At 66.8% G+C, this 16,585-nt stretch carries 17 protein-coding genes and 1 tRNA gene; 10 read left to right on the top strand and 8 right to left on the bottom strand.

Translation table 11 applies throughout. From position 1 onward, the window contains the following. The first annotated feature begins 28 nt into the window (after positions 1 to 28). The 4 genes from WT60_RS08925 to WT60_RS08910 are packed head-to-tail and all read left to right on the top strand — an operon-like array spanning position 29 to position 1,843. The gene (locus tag WT60_RS08925) at positions 29 to 547 is read left to right on the top strand and encodes a hypothetical protein (RefSeq protein ID WP_236860869.1); all 519 of its coding nucleotides are present in this window, start codon (positions 29 to 31) and stop codon (positions 545 to 547) included. Further along, positions 544 to 990, top strand: coding sequence for a hypothetical protein (locus WT60_RS08920; protein WP_236860868.1), 447 nt, complete (start codon positions 544 to 546; stop codon positions 988 to 990). The genes WT60_RS08925 and WT60_RS08920 overlap by 4 nt, the downstream gene beginning before the upstream one ends. Before the next feature lie 8 nt (positions 991 to 998). After that, positions 999 to 1,544, top strand: a complete 546-nt coding sequence (locus WT60_RS08915) for a hypothetical protein (protein WP_236860867.1) — start codon at positions 999 to 1,001, stop codon at positions 1,542 to 1,544. Beyond that, positions 1,541 to 1,843 (top strand): hypothetical protein, encoded by a 303-nt coding sequence (locus tag WT60_RS08910; protein WP_060355304.1) that lies wholly within the window; start codon positions 1,541 to 1,543, stop codon positions 1,841 to 1,843. Before WT60_RS08915 ends, WT60_RS08910 begins: the two co-directional genes overlap by 4 nt. Here WT60_RS08910 and WT60_RS08905 read toward each other — a convergent pair. Together WT60_RS08905 and WT60_RS08900 are read right to left on the bottom strand one after the other, a co-directional pair. Then, positions 1,840 to 2,862 (bottom strand): integrase, encoded by a 1,023-nt coding sequence (locus tag WT60_RS08905; RefSeq protein ID WP_060355286.1) that lies wholly within the window; start codon positions 2,860 to 2,862, stop codon positions 1,840 to 1,842. The genes WT60_RS08910 and WT60_RS08905 overlap by 4 nt on opposite strands. Before the next feature lie 152 nt (positions 2,863 to 3,014). Continuing rightward, positions 3,015 to 3,101 (bottom strand) — tRNA-Leu (locus WT60_RS08900). 225 nt (positions 3,102 to 3,326) lie between these two features. Between WT60_RS08900 and hpnD the strand changes: the two genes are divergently transcribed. Next, entirely contained in the window at positions 3,327 to 4,163 is an 837-nt protein-coding gene (gene hpnD, locus WT60_RS08895) for a presqualene diphosphate synthase HpnD (RefSeq protein ID WP_059671475.1), read from the top strand. 16 nt (positions 4,164 to 4,179) lie between these two features. Here the strand turns inward: hpnD and WT60_RS08890 are convergent, their stop codons facing one another. From WT60_RS08890 to WT60_RS08875, 4 genes are all read right to left on the bottom strand, one after another. Then, a complete protein-coding gene (locus tag WT60_RS08890) occupies positions 4,180 to 5,427 on the bottom strand; it encodes a DUF1501 domain-containing protein (protein ID WP_059574593.1) in 1,248 nt (415 codons plus the stop codon). 82 nt (positions 5,428 to 5,509) lie between these two features. Continuing rightward, positions 5,510 to 6,922, bottom strand: coding sequence for a DUF1800 domain-containing protein (locus WT60_RS08885; RefSeq protein ID WP_060355305.1), 1,413 nt, complete (start codon positions 6,920 to 6,922; stop codon positions 5,510 to 5,512). Positions 6,923 to 7,121: 199 nt separating this feature from the next. Next, positions 7,122 to 7,418, bottom strand: coding sequence for a hypothetical protein (locus WT60_RS08880; protein ID WP_038744664.1), 297 nt, complete (start codon positions 7,416 to 7,418; stop codon positions 7,122 to 7,124). Beyond that, positions 7,418 to 7,600, bottom strand: coding sequence for a hypothetical protein (locus tag WT60_RS08875; RefSeq protein WP_009904927.1), 183 nt, complete (start codon positions 7,598 to 7,600; stop codon positions 7,418 to 7,420). The genes WT60_RS08880 and WT60_RS08875 overlap by 1 nt, the downstream gene beginning before the upstream one ends. A gap of 87 nt (positions 7,601 to 7,687) precedes the next feature. Here WT60_RS08875 and ompR point away from each other — a divergent pair, with 87 nt between their 5' ends. The 4 genes from ompR to WT60_RS08855 all read left to right on the top strand — a co-directional run bounded on the left by ompR (position 7,688) and on the right by WT60_RS08855 (position 11,191). Further along, the gene (ompR, locus tag WT60_RS08870) at positions 7,688 to 8,413 is read left to right on the top strand and encodes a two-component system response regulator OmpR (protein ID WP_004199523.1); all 726 of its coding nucleotides are present in this window, start codon (positions 7,688 to 7,690) and stop codon (positions 8,411 to 8,413) included. A 67-nt stretch (positions 8,414 to 8,480) separates the two neighbouring features. Continuing rightward, on the top strand, positions 8,481 to 9,839 hold the full coding sequence (locus tag WT60_RS08865; RefSeq protein WP_038744665.1) for an ATP-binding protein: 1,359 nt from the start codon (positions 8,481 to 8,483) through the stop codon (positions 9,837 to 9,839). A gap of 198 nt (positions 9,840 to 10,037) precedes the next feature. Continuing rightward, positions 10,038 to 10,586 (top strand): peroxiredoxin, encoded by a 549-nt coding sequence (locus WT60_RS08860; RefSeq protein WP_038744667.1) that lies wholly within the window; start codon positions 10,038 to 10,040, stop codon positions 10,584 to 10,586. A gap of 77 nt (positions 10,587 to 10,663) precedes the next feature. Next, a complete protein-coding gene (locus WT60_RS08855) occupies positions 10,664 to 11,191 on the top strand; it encodes a carboxymuconolactone decarboxylase family protein (RefSeq protein ID WP_038744668.1) in 528 nt (175 codons plus the stop codon). Positions 11,192 to 11,705: 514 nt separating this feature from the next. Here WT60_RS08855 and ispF read toward each other — a convergent pair. Both ispF and ispD read right to left on the bottom strand, forming a co-directional pair. After that, positions 11,706 to 12,194, bottom strand: coding sequence for a 2-C-methyl-D-erythritol 2,4-cyclodiphosphate synthase (gene ispF, locus WT60_RS08850; RefSeq protein WP_038744671.1), 489 nt, complete (start codon positions 12,192 to 12,194; stop codon positions 11,706 to 11,708). 40 nt (positions 12,195 to 12,234) lie between these two features. Further along, positions 12,235 to 12,945 (bottom strand): 2-C-methyl-D-erythritol 4-phosphate cytidylyltransferase, encoded by a 711-nt coding sequence (ispD, locus tag WT60_RS08845; RefSeq protein ID WP_038744672.1) that lies wholly within the window; start codon positions 12,943 to 12,945, stop codon positions 12,235 to 12,237. 20 nt (positions 12,946 to 12,965) lie between these two features. On the opposite strand from ispD, the gene mfd reads away from it, so the two are divergent. Beyond that, positions 12,966 to 16,535: a transcription-repair coupling factor gene (gene mfd / locus WT60_RS08840; protein WP_186448577.1), complete on the top strand. Its 3,570-nt coding sequence runs from the start codon at positions 12,966 to 12,968 to the stop codon at positions 16,533 to 16,535. Positions 16,536 to 16,585 lie beyond the last annotated feature (50 nt).

Below are 16,585 nucleotides of genomic sequence, written 5' to 3'. Positions count from 1 at the left end.
GATCGGCGAACAGCACGCAAAGCAACTTTTGCAAGCGCTCCAAGGCGTATTGCACGATCCGTGCTTCGGCAAGTTGTCGCCGGGAACGATCGAAGGCGTACATCGCGCGTTGACGGGTCTCGAAGACCTGCTCGATGCCGTGCCGACACGTCGTCCGAAGTATCCGATCGCCAAGGCAAACGAGCACGGCGTATACGAGCCATCTGAAATCCTGTCCGCGCCCATCTCAAAGAGCACCGGGCGCACGCCCGTCGAGATTCGGCTCGCACAAATCGCCGAGGGCGATTGGGAATTCGGTTTCTCGTACACCTTCAGCAGCGCGGGCGGATCGTCGCCATGCAAGCGCATCGAAGGCGAATCGCCCGGCCGTTACAAGACGCGCGTCAAAGCGATCCGAGCTGCGGTTCAGGTGCTCACCCGCACCCTCGAAAACAGCAGCGCCTCGAAAGCGAAGGAAATGGCAAGCGTTCGGCGGTGGCTCGACAAGCTGTTCACGACGCCGGACCCGGACTGGACGCCCGAACTGGCAAAGGAGGCAGCCAAATGACCCCGCGCCCGGCCCTTTCTACCCCACGTCCGCTGCCGCGAAAGCGGGAACGCGCGGACAAGCGCCCGGCTATCACACTGGCGAGCGTCAACGGCAATGCTGTTTCAAAGCGCATGCGCGGGCTTGCGCCCGCAAAGGCACTCCAGAAGAACGAAACGCCGCATACGCGGCGAAAAGCAATCCAGAGAAACGAAGCCCCTGCGGATGCCCGCAGGGGCATGCACGCACGCCTCGACGCGCTTTGCATCGAGATCCGCGCCCTTGTGAGCGACGTCTCGCACTCGGCCGACATCGTGCTGCTCGACCTGATGGCCGACGATGCCGGCAGCTACGCACGGCACAAAGCGGCGCAGGACGCTCGCACGTGGGCCGCAGCCGCCGGCGTCACGCTCGAAACGGGTTTGATGCAGCTCGGCCGGGCGATACCACGCGATCAGAATTGAGGATGACCATGAACGACAAACAGAACACCGCACCGAACTGGTTGCAGGAAGGCGATCTGCTCTATCGCCTCGCGATCGACACGCACCAGCAAAATCATGATGAGATCTATGTCACGCTGGCCGAAGGATCGCGTGATATGCGGGCACGAGCTGCGCGCGCGGCAGAGCTTCGCGAAGCTCTGAACGAATTCGCACCTGATCGGCCGACCTACAGCACGTCGCCCGATGCGCTCATGAGGCTTCGACGCCTCATTGCCGCCAATGAGTACGCGATCTCGTTTCAGACGATGCAGCAGTATCGGACCGCTTTACTCAAGGCCATCGACAGCGAGACGCCCACTTTCATCGATCGGACCCCGATGACGCGCGCGCAACATGAGGCTATCGAGTTTGCACTCGGTGCATGTGCGGGCCATCCAGCCGGCGAGTTGCACGTCGCCGCACTGGAATCGCTTCTCACCGATAGCGGCGAATTGTGCGCCCAGACAACGCTAACCGCAGCCGAACTCGAACACCCCGATCGTGCCGCCCCGCGAGCAGGAGAATGCCGATGAGCGAGGCAGAACTGATCGAGCGTCTCATCCAAGAACTCGACAAGCGGATCAAGCCAGCGATTCCACTGGAAATCGCATTGTGGTCGACAAAGGAGATCGGCGTATACCTTCAGCGGCCCGCGCAGGTTGTACGCGAGCGCATCGCCACCCTCCCCGGCTTCCCGGAAGCTATCCGCTTGCCGAGCTGCGATGGCGGCCGCGGCTTCCCGCGCTGGAAAGCCACAGAAGTGGTCGCATGGGTTGAGTCACATCAGGGCGGTACGCGCGCGCGCGGTGGTCGGCCGCGCAAACCGGACTAACCGATACGCGCCGCGATATCAGCGGCCGTCTCGTTGTAGTAGGTCAGCAGTTCATTCAAGTTCGTGTGCCCCGTCATGCGGGCGAGATCTAGCGGTTGCAGCTTCTTTGCCAGCCGCGTAATCGCCTCATGGCGGGTATCATGAAACGTCAGCCGACTTTCCGCCGATTGTTTCTCGAAAGCCTTATCCCGCGCCTTGCGGAATAGTGCATCCCGGCTTTTATCAGTGAGCCCAAACAACGGCGCACCATCCTCGACCTTCGGCAGCATGCCAAGCAATTCCACCGCACGCGTCGACAACGCTACGCTCCGGGCACTGCCGTTCTTCGTTAATGGCAGACGCGCAACCCGCAACTCAAGGTCGACTGTCTGACTCGTTAGCCCAATAATCTCCCCCGAGCGCATGGCGGTTTCGATTGCAAACAAGAACGCAACGGCAACGCGCTGCGATGCGAACCGTACTGGCATGCCATCCTGGAATCCAAGCGCAAGTGTCATCGCGTCAATTTCGGTCTGAGAGATAAGGCGTTCGCGGCCGGGCCCAGGCGTTGGTCGCTTGATCTCCTTCATGGGTGACGAGGCAAGCCAGCCCCATTCTTTGCGCGCAGTGTCGAGCGCATGAGACAACAGGGTCATCTCACGATTGACGCTTGCCGGCGATACTTCCTTCAAGCGCACATCACGCCATGCAGCGATGTGCGCAGGCTTCAGATCGGCGAGGCGAATTTCGGCGAAGGGCCGTCCATTGATTTTTTTTCGTCCGATCAGAGCGAGGCGAAGGCGCTCCCACCGCTCGCCACGCTTTTTAGAACTTACCTTGTCTCGGTACTCGGCAAGCACGTCACCAACCGTATGGGTCTTGCTGCCTTGCCCGGTCGCGATCGACCTCAATTCAGTCTCGCGCTTAAGCGCCCAAGCCTGCGCCTCGGCCTTGGTATCACGAACGGCCGAATCCCGTACGCCCTTGACGTAGACCTCCGCGCGCCAGCCACCGGCCGCTGTCTTCCTGAACGACGCCATGCGTAGCCCCCTGCGTAATTTATGCGTAGTGAGGCGTAGTTTAGCGTGTTTTAGAGTGACGATTGGGAAGGGAGAGATGGACCCAAAAACAACGTAAGCCATTGAAAACAAATGCCTTATGGTGCTTTATGGTGTCACATGAAAATGCTTGATGGTGCGTGAGGCCGGACTCGAACCGGCACGCCCTTGCGGGCGTCAGGACCTAAACCTGGTGCGTCTACCAATTTCGCCACTCACGCACGCGAAAAATGCTGCGCCGAACGGGGCTGCGCGTCGCTTTCGCGACCGCCCGAAAAGCGCGAGCGCGAGATTCTAACCGATCTCCCTACACTTGTCTCTAGCAGCCGGCCTCTCTTTTGCCGCGATGCTAGAATTCGCCGTTGTCCCCGCACGGCGGCCGCGACGCCCTGCCGTCGAACGTCCCCGCGCCCCCGAGCCGATCTCGCTCCACTCGTTCCTGCCCCGTGAATTTCGACGAATATTGCCAGCAGAAAGCCGCGCCGCCCGGCTCCAGCATCTACTATGCGCTGCGCCAGGCGCCGCTCGCGCGCCAGCCGCTCGTCACCGCGCTCTTCGCGCTGCGCCGCGAGCTCGAACAGACCGTGAAGGAAGTCAGCGATCCGACCATCGGCCACACGAAGCTCGCGTGGTGGCAAAAGGAACTCGCCGAGCTCGCGGCGGGCAATCCGTCGCACCCGGTCTCGCAGGCGCTCGCCGCGCACCATCCGGACATCACGCGCGAAGCGAGCGCGCTGCAGACGCTCGTCGCCGGCTACGGCATGGATCTCGAGCAGGCGCGCTATCTCGACTTCGCGAATCTGCGCCGCTATGTCGACCATACGGGCGGCACGTTCGCCGCGCTCGTCGCGCGCGCGAGCGCGAATCCGCCGGCCGAAGGCGACGCGCGCTGGGCGCATCCGCTCGGGCATGCACTGACGCTCGCGCAGTTCGTGCAGGATCTGGGGCAGGACGCGCGCCAGGGCCGCATCTACATTCCGATCGACGAGCTGCAACGCTACGGCGTGACGGCCTCCGATCTTCTCAATCGCCGCTACAGCCCCGCGTACACCGAGCTAATGCGCTTCCAGGCGTCACGCGCGCGCGACGCGCTCAACGCGGCGCTGTCCGGCATCCCCGCCGACGAGCGCCGCGCGCAGCGCACGCTGCGCGCGCTCGGCGCGCTCGCGCTCGCGGTGCTCGACGAGATCGAGCGCGACGGCTTCCAGGTGCTGCACCAGCGGCTCGCGCTCACGCCGATCCGCAAGCTGTGGATCGCGTGGCGCGCCGCGCGGCGCCGCTGATGCGCGCCGCCGCCCGTCACGCGCGCAACAGCGGCAGCGGCTCGAAACGCTGCTCGAGGACGCTCGTCGCGTCGAGCCCCCACCACGGGCCGAGCACCGTCGCATAGAGCTGGCGGAAGTCGACCGCGACAGGCAGATTGCCGTTGCCGTCGAGCCGCGCGAGCGCGGGCGGCGCGCCGTACAGGCCGCCGCGCACGCGGCCGCCCATCACGAAATGCGGCGCGGCCGTGCCGTGATCGGTTCCGTTGCTCTGGTTCTCCCGCGCGCGCCGGCCGAATTCGGCATACGTCATCACGAGCGTGTCGTTCCAGCGCCCGAGCTCGGTCAACGCCGAGCGCATCGCGACGAGCCCTTCCGCCAGTTGCTTCAGCAAGCCGGCCTGCTGGCCCGGCTGGTTCTGATGCGTGTCGAAACCGTTCAGCGTGAGGCGCAGCACCGCGACGCCCTGCCCCGGCATCGGCGTGCGCTGCGGCGCGTCGCACGCGGCGAGCACCTGCATCGCGGTCTTCACCGACGCGCCGAACGGCCCGCCCGGAAACGCGGTCGCGAGCGCGGGCGTGCCCGCGTGCGGACGCAGCCGGTCGGCCGCCTTGACGATGTCGTTCTCGACGTCGATCACGTGCGCGAGCGCGGGATTCTGCTCGCGCAGCGACACGGGCTGCACGAGCCGCGCCGCGCGAATGAACTGAGCGGGATTAACGAGCGCGATCGCGCGCGCGCCGTTCGCGAGCGGCCCCATTTCCGCGCTGCCGAGCACGACGCCGTCCGCGGCGAAGCCGGGCGGCACGCTCGCCTGCGCGAACGCGCGCGTGAGCCACCCCTCGCGCAGGTACTCGTCCGCGCGCGACGCTGTGTCCCAGATCTCGATCGAGCGGAAATGCGACAGATTCGGCTGCGGATAGCCGACGCCGTCGACGATCGCGAGCCGCCCGTCGCGCCAGATCGGCATGAGCGGCGCGAGCGCGGGATGCAGCGCGGCGCGCTCGTCGAGCTGCACGACCTGCTCGCGCTTGATGCCGATCGTCGGGCGCAGCGCGCGGTACAGCGGGTCCGCGTACGGAATCACCGTGTTGAGCCCGTCGTTGCCGCCCTTCAGCTCGACGAGGATCAGCAGGTTCGAATAGCGCGCGGCGCGCGGCGCGCCCGCCGCCCCGATCGCGCCCGAGGCCGCCGCCGCCGTGGCCGCGAACGCGTGCGGCGCGGCGAGCGATACGCCCGCCGCGCCGGCGAGACTCGCCAAGGCCAGAAAATCGCGTCGTTTCATCTTGCTTTCCTCGTTCTGCATTCGACGCGGCCCGCGCGCCGCCGAGCCGCGCGCAATCTCATCGTCATCGTTTTCATGTCCTTCACTTCAGTTGATACGCCGGGTCCATCAGCAGCGCCTGCAAATACGCGCTGCTCGTCGCGCCCGCCTCGATCGCCGCGACGGGCGAGAGCGGCAGCACCGCGTGCTGCAGCTGCAACTGCGTCGACAGACTCGGCTGCGCCTGCGGCTTCGTCCGATACGCGGCGAGCCACGCATCGAGATCGAAGCGCATTGCGCGCCGCGCCGGCGCCGGCTTGCCTGCCATGTCGCGGGAAACGGACGCCGCGCGCATGCCGGGCGCTTCCGTCGCACGCATCATCTGCTCGACGAACTGCTTGCGCGCAAGCAGCGTCGAGCTGTTGATCCAGGTCGCGCCGCCCGGCCAGCCCTTCACGTTCGGCGGATAGAACAGGTTCTGGCCGAGCGCGCGCAGCGTGTTCGCGAGCGGCGCGGCATCGCCGTAGTCGACGTCGAAAAGCCGCACGGTGCCGGCCACGAACTCCGCCGGCGACTTGACGAGCACGCCGCGATTGCGATCGTCCCAGAACGCGTCGGACGAAAGCAGCGCCGCGAGCGCCGCCTTGATGTCGTAGCCGCTCTGCCTGAATCGCGCGGCGACGCGCTCGACGACGTCGGCATCGGGCGTATCGGAGACGAACTCGCGCCACAGCTTCGCTGCGACGAAGCGCGCGGTCTCGGGGCGGGCGAGCAGGATGTCGAGCACCGCGTCGCCGTCGAGGCGGCCGGTTTCGCCGAGCACCGTCTTCACGCCGTCGTCGTGGACGTTCGGCCGCAGCACGTATGCGAGCGTATCCGGATCGAGACTCCAGCCCGTGTACGCGCGCGCGGCCTCGGACACGTCGCGCTGCGTATAGTGGCCCTCGCCGAGCGTGAAAAGTTCCATCGCCTCGCGCGCGAAGTTCTCGTTCGGGCGGCCCCGGCGATTGCTCGCGCCGTCGAGGTACTGCAGCATCGCCGGGTCCTTCGCGACGCCGTGCAGCATCGCGCCGAAATTGCCGAGCGCGTCGGCGCGCAGCAGCACGTTCTGCACTGCAATCGTTTGCGGAAACGGCACCTTGTCCTGGCCGGACGTGAAGTGGTTGTGCCAGAAGAGCGTCATCCGCTCGGTGAGCGGCGACGGCGTCGCGAGCATCTCGCGCATCCACCACGCGCGCAGCTCGTCGTAGCGGCGATTGCGCAGTTGCTGCTCCGCGCGACGCTCGTCGGGCGAGAACGCGGCGCGCGCCGCGCGCGACGGCGGCAGCTCGCGCACCCAGTCGGGCAGCGGCGTGACGCTTTGCGTGCGCGTGCCGTCGAGCAATTCGGCGAGCGCCTGCGCGCGCGTCATGCCGACGAAGCGCTCGACATCGCGCGGCGGCGGCGAAAAGCCGGTGCGCGTCAGCAGAAAGCGCGCGTCGTCCGCATCGAGAAGGGTCTGCATCGCGGCCGGCATCCGGTCCGCTTTCGCCGGGGGCCGCCCGGCCGTGCTCGAATCGCTCATCGTCGACCGCTCTCCGAAAGTGGAAAACCACGGCGGCGCGCGCCGTCGGTGATGGCGATTCAACGGCTCGCGCCGATGCGCAGTTGACGAATGAATTGATACGGAATCTTTCGGGGCGGGAAGCGCCCGGCGGCGCGCCGGATTTAACGATTCAACGCTTGTAAAGTTCGCGCACCGCGTCTTCGATATGCTGACGCAAGAGGTGACGCTCTTCGGGCGTCATGTGGCCGTCGCGGCGGCGCTGTTCGAGATCGGGCGGAACCGCGGCCGCGCGGGAGGAGGACTCGCCGCGCTCGGGCGGCGCGGAACGCCCCGCTGCGCCGTTGCCGCGCGGCACCTTGTGCGACGGTGCGGCGCCGCGATCCGAGCGCTGCGCGCAAGCGAAGTCCGAAGCGAGGAAGCCGGCGCACGCGAGCGCCAGCGCGAATGCCATCTTCGTCGGCCGCATCACTGGCCTCGCCTCTTTCGTCGTTTTGTTCCCTTCGTCACGCGGCAACCGGCTACCTTTGGCACACGAACAAACCCTGCGAGAATCGGGCGTGCAAACCATGTAAATGTTAAGTGGATGGAGTATCCACCGAATGTCGTCTTCGAGTAAAGGAGTCTGTCGTGACTGTCTTTACTCCGCACAATAGCGCGGGTAAATTTTGTAACTGACTGTAACCCGTCGAAAGCCGCAACCGCGCGGTTTTTCCTAATCGCGATAAGATGCCGCTCATGGAAACGAAAAACCCCTCGAAAATTCTCGTCGTCGACGACGACCCGCGCCTGCGCGATCTGCTTCGCCGCTATCTCGGCGAGCAGGGTTTCAACGTGTACGTCGCGGAGAACGCGACGGCGATGAACAAGCTCTGGGTGCGCGAGCGTTTCGATCTGCTCGTGCTCGACCTGATGCTGCCGGGCGAGGACGGCCTGTCGATCTGCCGGCGCCTGCGCGGCAGCAACGACCGCACGCCGATCATCATGCTCACCGCGAAGGGCGAGGATGTCGATCGCATCGTCGGCCTCGAGATGGGTGCCGACGACTACCTGCCGAAGCCGTTCAATCCGCGCGAGCTCGTCGCGCGCATTCACGCGGTGCTGCGCCGCCAGGCGCCCGCCGAGCTGCCGGGCGCGCCCTCCGAGACGACCGAGGTGTTCGAGTTCGGCGAATTCTCGCTGAACCTCGCGACGCGCACGCTCACGAAATCCGGCCAGGAGATTCCGCTCACCACGGGCGAATTCTCGGTGCTGAAGGTGTTTGCGCGCCATCCGCGCCAGCCGCTGTCGCGCGAAAAGCTGATGGAGCTCGCGCGCGGCCGCGAATACGAAGTGTTCGATCGCAGCCTCGACGTGCAGATCTCGCGCCTGCGCAAGCTGATCGAGCCCGATCCGGGCAGCCCGCGCTTCATCCAGACGGTGTGGGGTCTCGGCTACGTCTTCATCCCCGACGGTGCGGCCTGATTCCCGTTTCAACGCGGCACGCGCGTTTCGACGCCACGCCTTTGACGCCAGTTAGACGACCAGTCCTATGCGTATCGACCGGCGCCTTTTGACGCTCGTCTTCGGCGGGCTCTTCTGGCGCACCTTCCTGCTGATCGCGCTGTTGATCGCGGTCAGTCTCGCCGCGTGGTTCCAGAGCTTCCGGGTAATCGAGCGCGAGCCGCGCGCGCAGCGCGTCGCGCTGCAGCTCGTCGCGATCGTGAAGCTCACGCGCACCGCCCTTCTCTATTCCGATCCCGATCTGCGCCGCGCGCTGCTGCAGGATCTCGAGAGCAACGAAGGCGTGCGCGTCTATCCGCGCGAAAAGACTGACAAGTTCAAGCTGCAGCCCGACGAATCGCTGAACCGGCTGATCGAGCACGACATTCGCAGCCGCCTCGGCGACGACACGGTGATCGCCCAATCGGTCAACGACATCCCCGGCGTGTGGATCAGCTTCAAGATCGACGACGACGACTACTGGGTCGCGCTCGACCGCGATCAGCTCGACACCGTCACCGGCCTGCAATGGGCGGGCTGGGGCCTCTTCGCGCTCGCGCTGTCGCTGATCGGCTCGGCGTTCATCACGAGCCTCGTGAACCAGCCGTTCTCGCGGCTCGCGCTCGCCGCGAGCAAGGTCGGCTCGGGCCAGACGCCCGAGGCGCTGCCCGAGCGCGGCATGGGCGTCGCGGCCGAGACCAACCGCAGCTTCAACCAGATGGTGCGCGATCTCGAGCAGCTCGAAGCGGACCGCGCGCTGATGCTCGCGGGGATCTCGCACGACCTGCGCACGCCGCTCGCGCGGCTGCGCCTCGAAACCGAGATGAGCCCGTCCGACCAGGCGACGAAGGACGCGATGGTCGACGACATCGAGCAGATGGATCGCATCATCACCGCGTTCATCGACTACGCGCGTCCCGCGCAGCGCACGCCGGAGCCCGTCGACCTGTCGCACGTCGCGCGCGAGGTCGCGGCGCGGATCGTCAGCGAGGACGGCGTGCAGCTCGACATCCGCCTCGCGCCCGCGGCCGTCATCGAAGCGGACGAGACGGACATGCGCCGCGTGATCGGCAACCTCGTCGAGAACGCGCGCAAGTACGGGCAGAGCAAGCGGGACGGCATCGCGCGCATCCTGCTCGAAACGCGCGCGACGCACGCGCGCGTCGAGCTCGTCGTCTCCGACGAGGGCCCGGGCATTCCGGAGGATCAGCTGCCGCTCGTGATGCGCCCGTTCTATCGCGTCGACACCGCGCGCAGCAAGGCGGACGGCACCGGCCTCGGCATGGCGATCGTGCTGCGCCTCGTCAACCGCTACCGCGGCACGCTGCGGCTGCGCAACCGCACGCCCGACGCCGGCCTCGAAGTCACGCTGGAGTTTCCGAGCGCGAAAGCGCGTGCGGCCGCGTGACGCACGACGATTCCCCCATTCGGTGGTCGAACCCTATCGACGTCTTTGAATTTTTCTATGAGAGTCGTTAGTTAAAATCTATTGAAAGAATAATATAATAGCGTTATAGTTTTGCCCATGCTGTCACGGAAACGTTGCAGCGCATCGGTAGCTTGACCGCAGGTAGCATTTTTTTCCAACTCATACAGGAGCATCCGCATGAAGACCGTGGGCGATAAACTCGAAGCTTTCACCGTTGTGGCCGCGAAGCCGGGCTTCAACAACCACGAAGAAAACGGCCAGTCGGCTTTCGAGACCGTCACCGAAGCGTCGTTCCCGGGCAAGTGGAAGATCGTCTACTTCTACCCGAAGGACTTCACGTTCGTCTGCCCGACCGAAATCGTCGAATTCGCGAAGCTCACGAAGCAGTTCGAAGAGCGCGACGCCGTGCTGCTCGGCGGCAGCTCGGACAACGAATTCGTCAAGCTCGCATGGCGCCGTGAGCACAAGGATCTCGACAAGCTGAACCACTACTCGTTCGGCGACGTCAAGGGCGAACTGATCGACCAGCTCGGCGTGCGCGACAAGGAAGCGGGCGTCGCCCTGCGCGCGACGTTCATCGTCGACCCGGACAACACGATCCAGCACGTGTCGGTGAACAACCTGAACGTCGGCCGCAGCCCGGCAGAAATCCTGCGCATTCTCGACGGCCTGCAAACGGACGAGCTCTGCCCGTGCAACCGCGCGATCGGCGGCGCGACGCTGTAAGCGTTCGATGCACGAAAGCCCGCGGCGCTGTGTCTTGCCTGCGGGCTTTTTTAACGGCCCAATCATAGGAGATATCAATGGAATTCATCGATTCGATTAAGGCGCTCATTCCCGACTACGCGAAGGACATTCGCCTGAACCTCGACGGCACGATCTCGCGCTCGTCGCTCGAAGGCACGGACGCGGTGGGCGCGGCGCTCGCGGCGGCGTTCGCCGCGAAAAGCCCGGCGCTCGTCACGGCGATCCGCGAAGCCGGCGTGCTGTCTCCCGAGGAAACCAACGCGGCGCTGACGGCGGCCGCGCTGATGGGGATGAACAACACCTGGTATCCGTACGTCGAGATGGCCGACGACGCCGACCTGAAAACGCAGCGCGCCGAGCTGCGGATGGGCGCGTACGCGTCGCACGGCGGCGTCGACAAGCGCAAGTTCGAGATGTACGCGCTCGCCGCGTCGATCGTCGGCAAGTGCCACTTCTGCGTGAAGTCGCACTACGCGCTGCTGAAGAACGAACAAGGGATGACCGTCACGCAGCTGCGCGACGTCGGCCGGATCGCGTCGGTGATCAATGCCGCCGCGCAGGTGATTGCGGCCGAAGGCAAGTAAGGGCAAATAAGCGGGATACGGAGCGCCGTCGGCGCGCGCAATCGCGAATGCGCGAATGCGGCCGCCGAAACGAAAACGCCACGCGGCAATTGCGCGTGGCGTTTTCGTTTGCGCGTGTGCGGTGGAATGACCCGCGCGGCGAAGCGTGATGGCAGGCTTCCTGCGCTTCGATCTAACCGATCGGCTGCTTCGGTTGATGACGGCCGGCGCGCTTGCCTGCGTCGCACGCCGAACCGCATCGGTCGCGTGAGGCGGGCGGCCTCGAGCGCCCTCGCCAGTTCGAACGGTTGCGGCGGCTGTGTGGCTTGTGCGGCTGTGTGGCTGTTCGGCCTGTGTCGCGCGGCCTGCGCCGAGCCGATTGCCCGCGACAAGAAGCGCCGCCGCCCGCCTCGGCTCAGCCTCTCCACGGCCGGATACGCGCGCCGTCCGCGCCGCGCCGGCCGCCGATGCCACTGCGCATGCGGCTCACGCCGCCGTTCCCGCCGTTCCCGCCCGTCACGCCGATCCCGCCCGCCTACGCCGCCGCTTCGCGCACGACGAGCGCCGCCGCCTGCGCCTCGATCCCTTCGCCGCGGCCGAGGTAGCCGAGCTTCTCGTTCGTCTTCGCCTTCACGTTCACGCGATCGAGCGGCAAGCCGAGATCGGCCGCGATGTTCGCGCGCATCGCGTCGATGTGCGGCGCGAGCTTCGGCGCCTGCGCGATGATCGTGCTGTCGACGTTGCGGATCGAAAAGCCCGCCCGCGCGACGCGCGCCGCGCATTCGCGCAAGAGCGCGCGGCTGTCGGCGCCTTTGAAGTGCGGATCGGTGTCGGAAAAATGACGGCCGATGTCGCCGAGCGCAGCCGCGCCGAACAGCGCGTCGGTGATCGCGTGCAGCAGCACGTCCGCGTCCGAGTGGCCGAGGAGCCCCCGCTCGTACGGGATCGTCACGCCGCCGATGATGAGCGGGCGTCCGGGAACGAGCTGGTGCACGTCGTAGCCTTGTCCGATTCTGAAATCCATGTGATTCGATCCGAGTGTGATGCGATGGTGAAAATGCGGTTCAGCAAGCGCGTGAGGGATGCGCGAGGATCGCCTCCGCAAGGTCGAAATCCTCCGGATACGTGACCTTGAAATTGCGCAGGCTGCCCTGCACGACGCGCGGCGTATGGCCCGCCCACTCGATCGCGCTCGCTTCGTCGGTCAGGTCGCGGCCATCGAGCTGCGCGCGCTGGATCGCGTCGCGCAGCATCCCGATGCGGAACATCTGCGGCGTCTGCGCCTGCCAGAGGCCGGCGCGCGGCTCGGTGCGCTCGATCGCGTCGCCGCCCGCCGGCACGCGCTTCAACGTATCGGCGACCGGCAGCGCGACGATGCCGCCGACGGGATCGTCCTTCAGCGCGCCGATCAGCGTGCGGATCAGCGCGGGCGTGATGCCGGGCCGCGCGGCGTCGTGCACGAGCACCCAGTCGGCGTCGGTCGCGCCGAATTCGGCGAGCTGGATCAGCCCGTTCATCACCGACGCCTGGCGCGATGCGCCGCCGCAGCGCCGCACCGCGAAGCGCAGGCCGGAAAAGCGGCGGGCGTCGAAGTGGGTATCGTCGGGCGAGATCACGACGAGGGTCTGCGCGAACTCGCTGCACGCGTCGAATGCGGCGAGCGTGTAGTGCAACAGCGCGCGTCCGGCGAGCGTGCGGTATTGCTTCGGCAACGCGGAGCCGGAACGGCTGCCGGTGCCCGCGCACGGAATCAGGGCGAAAAGTCGGGAAGTCACGGAAGGAAACGCCGGGAAAGATGAAATCGAAAGACGGATTTTATAATACGTCTTTCGCCTCGATGCGCCGCGCCGAGCTCGCCCGCCATCCGGCGCCAGCCAACCAGCCGCTCGTTATGTCAGACAACGCCTCTCCTTCGCAGTCCCCCGTCGCGCTCGTCAAGGCGGGCCAACGCTTTGCGTTCGACGGTGCGCACGGCTCCGCCGACGCGCTCGTCATCGCCCGCTACCTCGCCGCGCACCGCGCGCAGGTGCCGCTTCTCGCCGTGATCTGCGCGAACGCGGTCGACGCGCAGCGGCTCGCGCACGAGCTCGGCTACTTCGCGCCCGACGCGCGCGTGCGCGTGCTGCCCGACTGGGAGACGCTGCCGTACGACACGTTCTCGCCGCACCAGGATCTCGTCTCCGAGCGGCTCGCCACGCTGCACGACCTCGGCGAAGGCCGCTGCGACATCCTGCTCGTGCCCGCGACGACGGCGCTCTACCGGATGCCGCCCGCGTCGTTCCTCGCCGCGTACACGTTCGCGTTCACGCAGGGCGAGCGGCTCGACGAGGCGAAGCTGAAGGCGCAATTGACGCTCGCCGGCTACGAGCACGTGAGCCAGGTCGTGCGCCCCGGCGAATACTGCGTGCGCGGCTCGCTGATCGACCTGTTCCCGATGGGCTCGCCGCTGCCGTACCGGATCGACCTGTTCGACGACCAGGTCGATTCGATCCGCGCGTTCGATCCGGACACGCAACGCAGCCTCTACCCGGTGCGCGACGTGCGCCTTTTGCCCGGCCGCGAGTTCCCGTTCGACGAAGCCGCGCGCACCGCGTTCCGAAGCCGCTGGCGCGAGACCTTCGAGGGCGACCCGAGCCGCGCGCCGATCTACAAGGACATCGGCAACGGCGTGCCGTCGGCCGGCATCGAATACTATCTGCCGCTCTTCTTCGACGAGACGGCGACGCTCTTTCACTACTTGCCCGACGGCGCGCATCTCGTGTTCGCGGGCGATCTCGACACGGCGATCCGGCGCTTCACGGCCGACACCAAGCAGCGCTACGCGTTCCTGTCGCACGATCGCGAGCGGCCGATCCTCGAGCCGCAGCGCCTTTTCTTGTCCGACGACGATTTCTACACGCTCGCGAAGCCGTTCGCGCGCGTCGCGCTGCCCGCGCAACCGTCGGGCGGCTGGGCGGCGCCGCTGCCGAACCTCGCGCTCGAGCGCCACTCGGACGCGCCGCTCGCCGCGCTCGCCGCGTATCTCGACACGACGAAGAACCGCGTGCTCTTCACCGTCGAATCGGCCGGCCGCCGCGAGACGATCGCGCAACTGTTCGCCGAGCACCATCTGCGGCCCGCGGGCAGCGACAGCTTCGCCGCGTGGCTCGAGAGCGACGAGCGCTTCGCGCTCGGCGTCGCGCCGCTCGCGAACGGCTTCGCGGTGCCGGGCGAAGGCTACGCGATCGTCACCGAGACCGAGCTGTACGGCGCGCTCGGCCGCCGCGCGGGACGCCGCCGCCAGGAGCAGGCGAGCAACGTCGACGCGATGGTGCGCGACCTGTCCGAGCTGAAGGTGGGCGATCCGGTCGTCCATGCGCAGCACGGGATCGGCCGCTACATGGGCCTCGTGTCGATGGATCTCGGCGAAGGCGAGACCGAGTTCCTGCATCTCGAATACGCGAGCGACAGCAAGCTGTACGTGCCCGTCGCGCAGTTGCACGTGATCTCGCGCTACAGCGGCGCCGATCCGGACAGCGCGCCGCTGCACGCGCTCGGCTCCGGCCAGTGGGAGCGCGCGAAGCGCCGCGCGGCGCAGCAGATCCGCGACACGGCGGCCGAGCTCCTGAACCTCTATGCGCGCCGCGCGGCGCGCGAGGGTCACGCGTTCGCGCTCGAACCGCGCGACTACGTGAAGTTCGCCGACAGCTTCGGCTTCGAGGAAACGCCCGACCAGGCCGCGGCGATCGCGGCCGTGATCGGCGACATGACGAGCGGCAAGCCGATGGACCGCCTCGTGTGCGGCGACGTCGGCTTCGGCAAGACCGAGGTCGCGCTGCGCGCGGCGTTCATCGCGGTGATGGGCGGCAAGCAGGTTGCGCTCCTGTCGCCGACGACGCTGCTCGCCGAGCAGCACACGCAGACCTTCATCGACCGCTTCGCCGACTGGCCCGTGAGGGTCGCCGAGCTGTCGCGCTTCAAGTCGACGAAGGAAGTGAACGCGGCGATCGCGCAGATCAACGAAGGCAGCGTCGACGTCGTGATCGGCACGCACAAGCTGCTGTCGTCGGACGTGCAGTTCAAGCGGCTCGGCCTCGTGATCATCGACGAGGAGCACCGCTTCGGCGTGCGCCAGAAGGAGGCGCTGAAGGCGCTGCGCGCGGAGGTCGACGTGCTCACGCTGACCGCGACGCCGATCCCGCGCACGCTCGGCATGGCGCTCGAAGGCTTGCGCGACTTCTCCGTGATCGCCACCGCGCCGCAGAAACGGCTCGCGATCAAGACCTTCGTGCGCCGCGAGGAAGAGAGCGTGATCCGCGAGGCGATGCTGCGCGAGCTCAAGCGCGGCGGCCAGGTGTATTTCCTGCACAACGAGGTCGAGACGATCGAGAACCGCCGCGCGATGCTCGAGGCGCTCGTGCCCGAGGCGCGCATCGTGATCGCGCACGGCCAGATGCACGAGCGCGAGCTCGAGCGCGTGATGCGCGATTTCGTCGCGCAGCGCGCGAACGTGCTGCTCTGCACGACCATCATCGAAACCGGCATCGACGTGCCGAGCGCCAACACGATCATCATGCATCGCGCCGACAAGTTCGGCCTCGCGCAACTGCATCAGTTGCGCGGGCGCGTCGGCCGCTCGCACCACCAGGCGTACGCGTACCTGCTCGTCCACGATCCGCAGGCGCTGACGAAACAGGCGCAGCGTCGCCTGGAGGCGATTCAGCAGATGGAGGAGCTCGGCTCGGGCTTCTACCTCGCGATGCACGACCTCGAGATCCGCGGCACGGGCGAAGTGCTAGGCGACAAGCAGTCGGGCGAGATTCACGAAATCGGCTTCCAGCTCTACACCGAAATGCTCAACGACGCGGTGAAGGCGCTGAAGAACGGCAAGGAGCCCGACCTCACCGCGCCGCTCGCCGCGACGACCGAGATCAACCTGCATGCGCCCGCGATCCTGCCCGCCGACTATTGCGGCGACGTGCAGGAGCGGCTGTCGCTGTACAAGCGGCTCGCGAACTGCGAGCATGGCGATGCGATCGACGGCATCCAGGAAGAGCTGATCGACCGCTTCGGCAAGCTGCCGCCGCAGGCGCACGCGCTCGTCGAGACGCACCGGCTGCGGCTTGCCGCGAAGCCGCTCGGCATCGTGAAGATCGACGCGAGCGAGGCCGCGATCGGGCTGCAGTTCGTGCCGAATCCGCCGATCGATCCGATGCGGATCATCGAGATGGTGCAGAAGCACCGGCACGTCAAGCTCGCGGGCCAGGACAAGCTGCGGATCGAGACGCGCACGCCGGACCTCGCGGTGCGCGTGTCGACGGTGAAGGAGACGCTGCGCGCGCTCGGCCAGCCGCAGCAATCGCGCGCGCAGGCGGCGGCGCGGTAGTCGGTGGTCGGTGGTCGGTGGTCGGTGGTCGGTGGTCGGTGGTCGGTGGT

The organism is Burkholderia sp. MSMB617WGS, assembly GCF_001532025.2.
GTDB classification, from domain to species: domain Bacteria; phylum Pseudomonadota; class Gammaproteobacteria; order Burkholderiales; family Burkholderiaceae; genus Burkholderia; species Burkholderia savannae.
The sequence above is the reverse complement of the archived record's forward strand: the minus strand, read 5'-3'. Positions and strand labels throughout refer to the sequence as shown.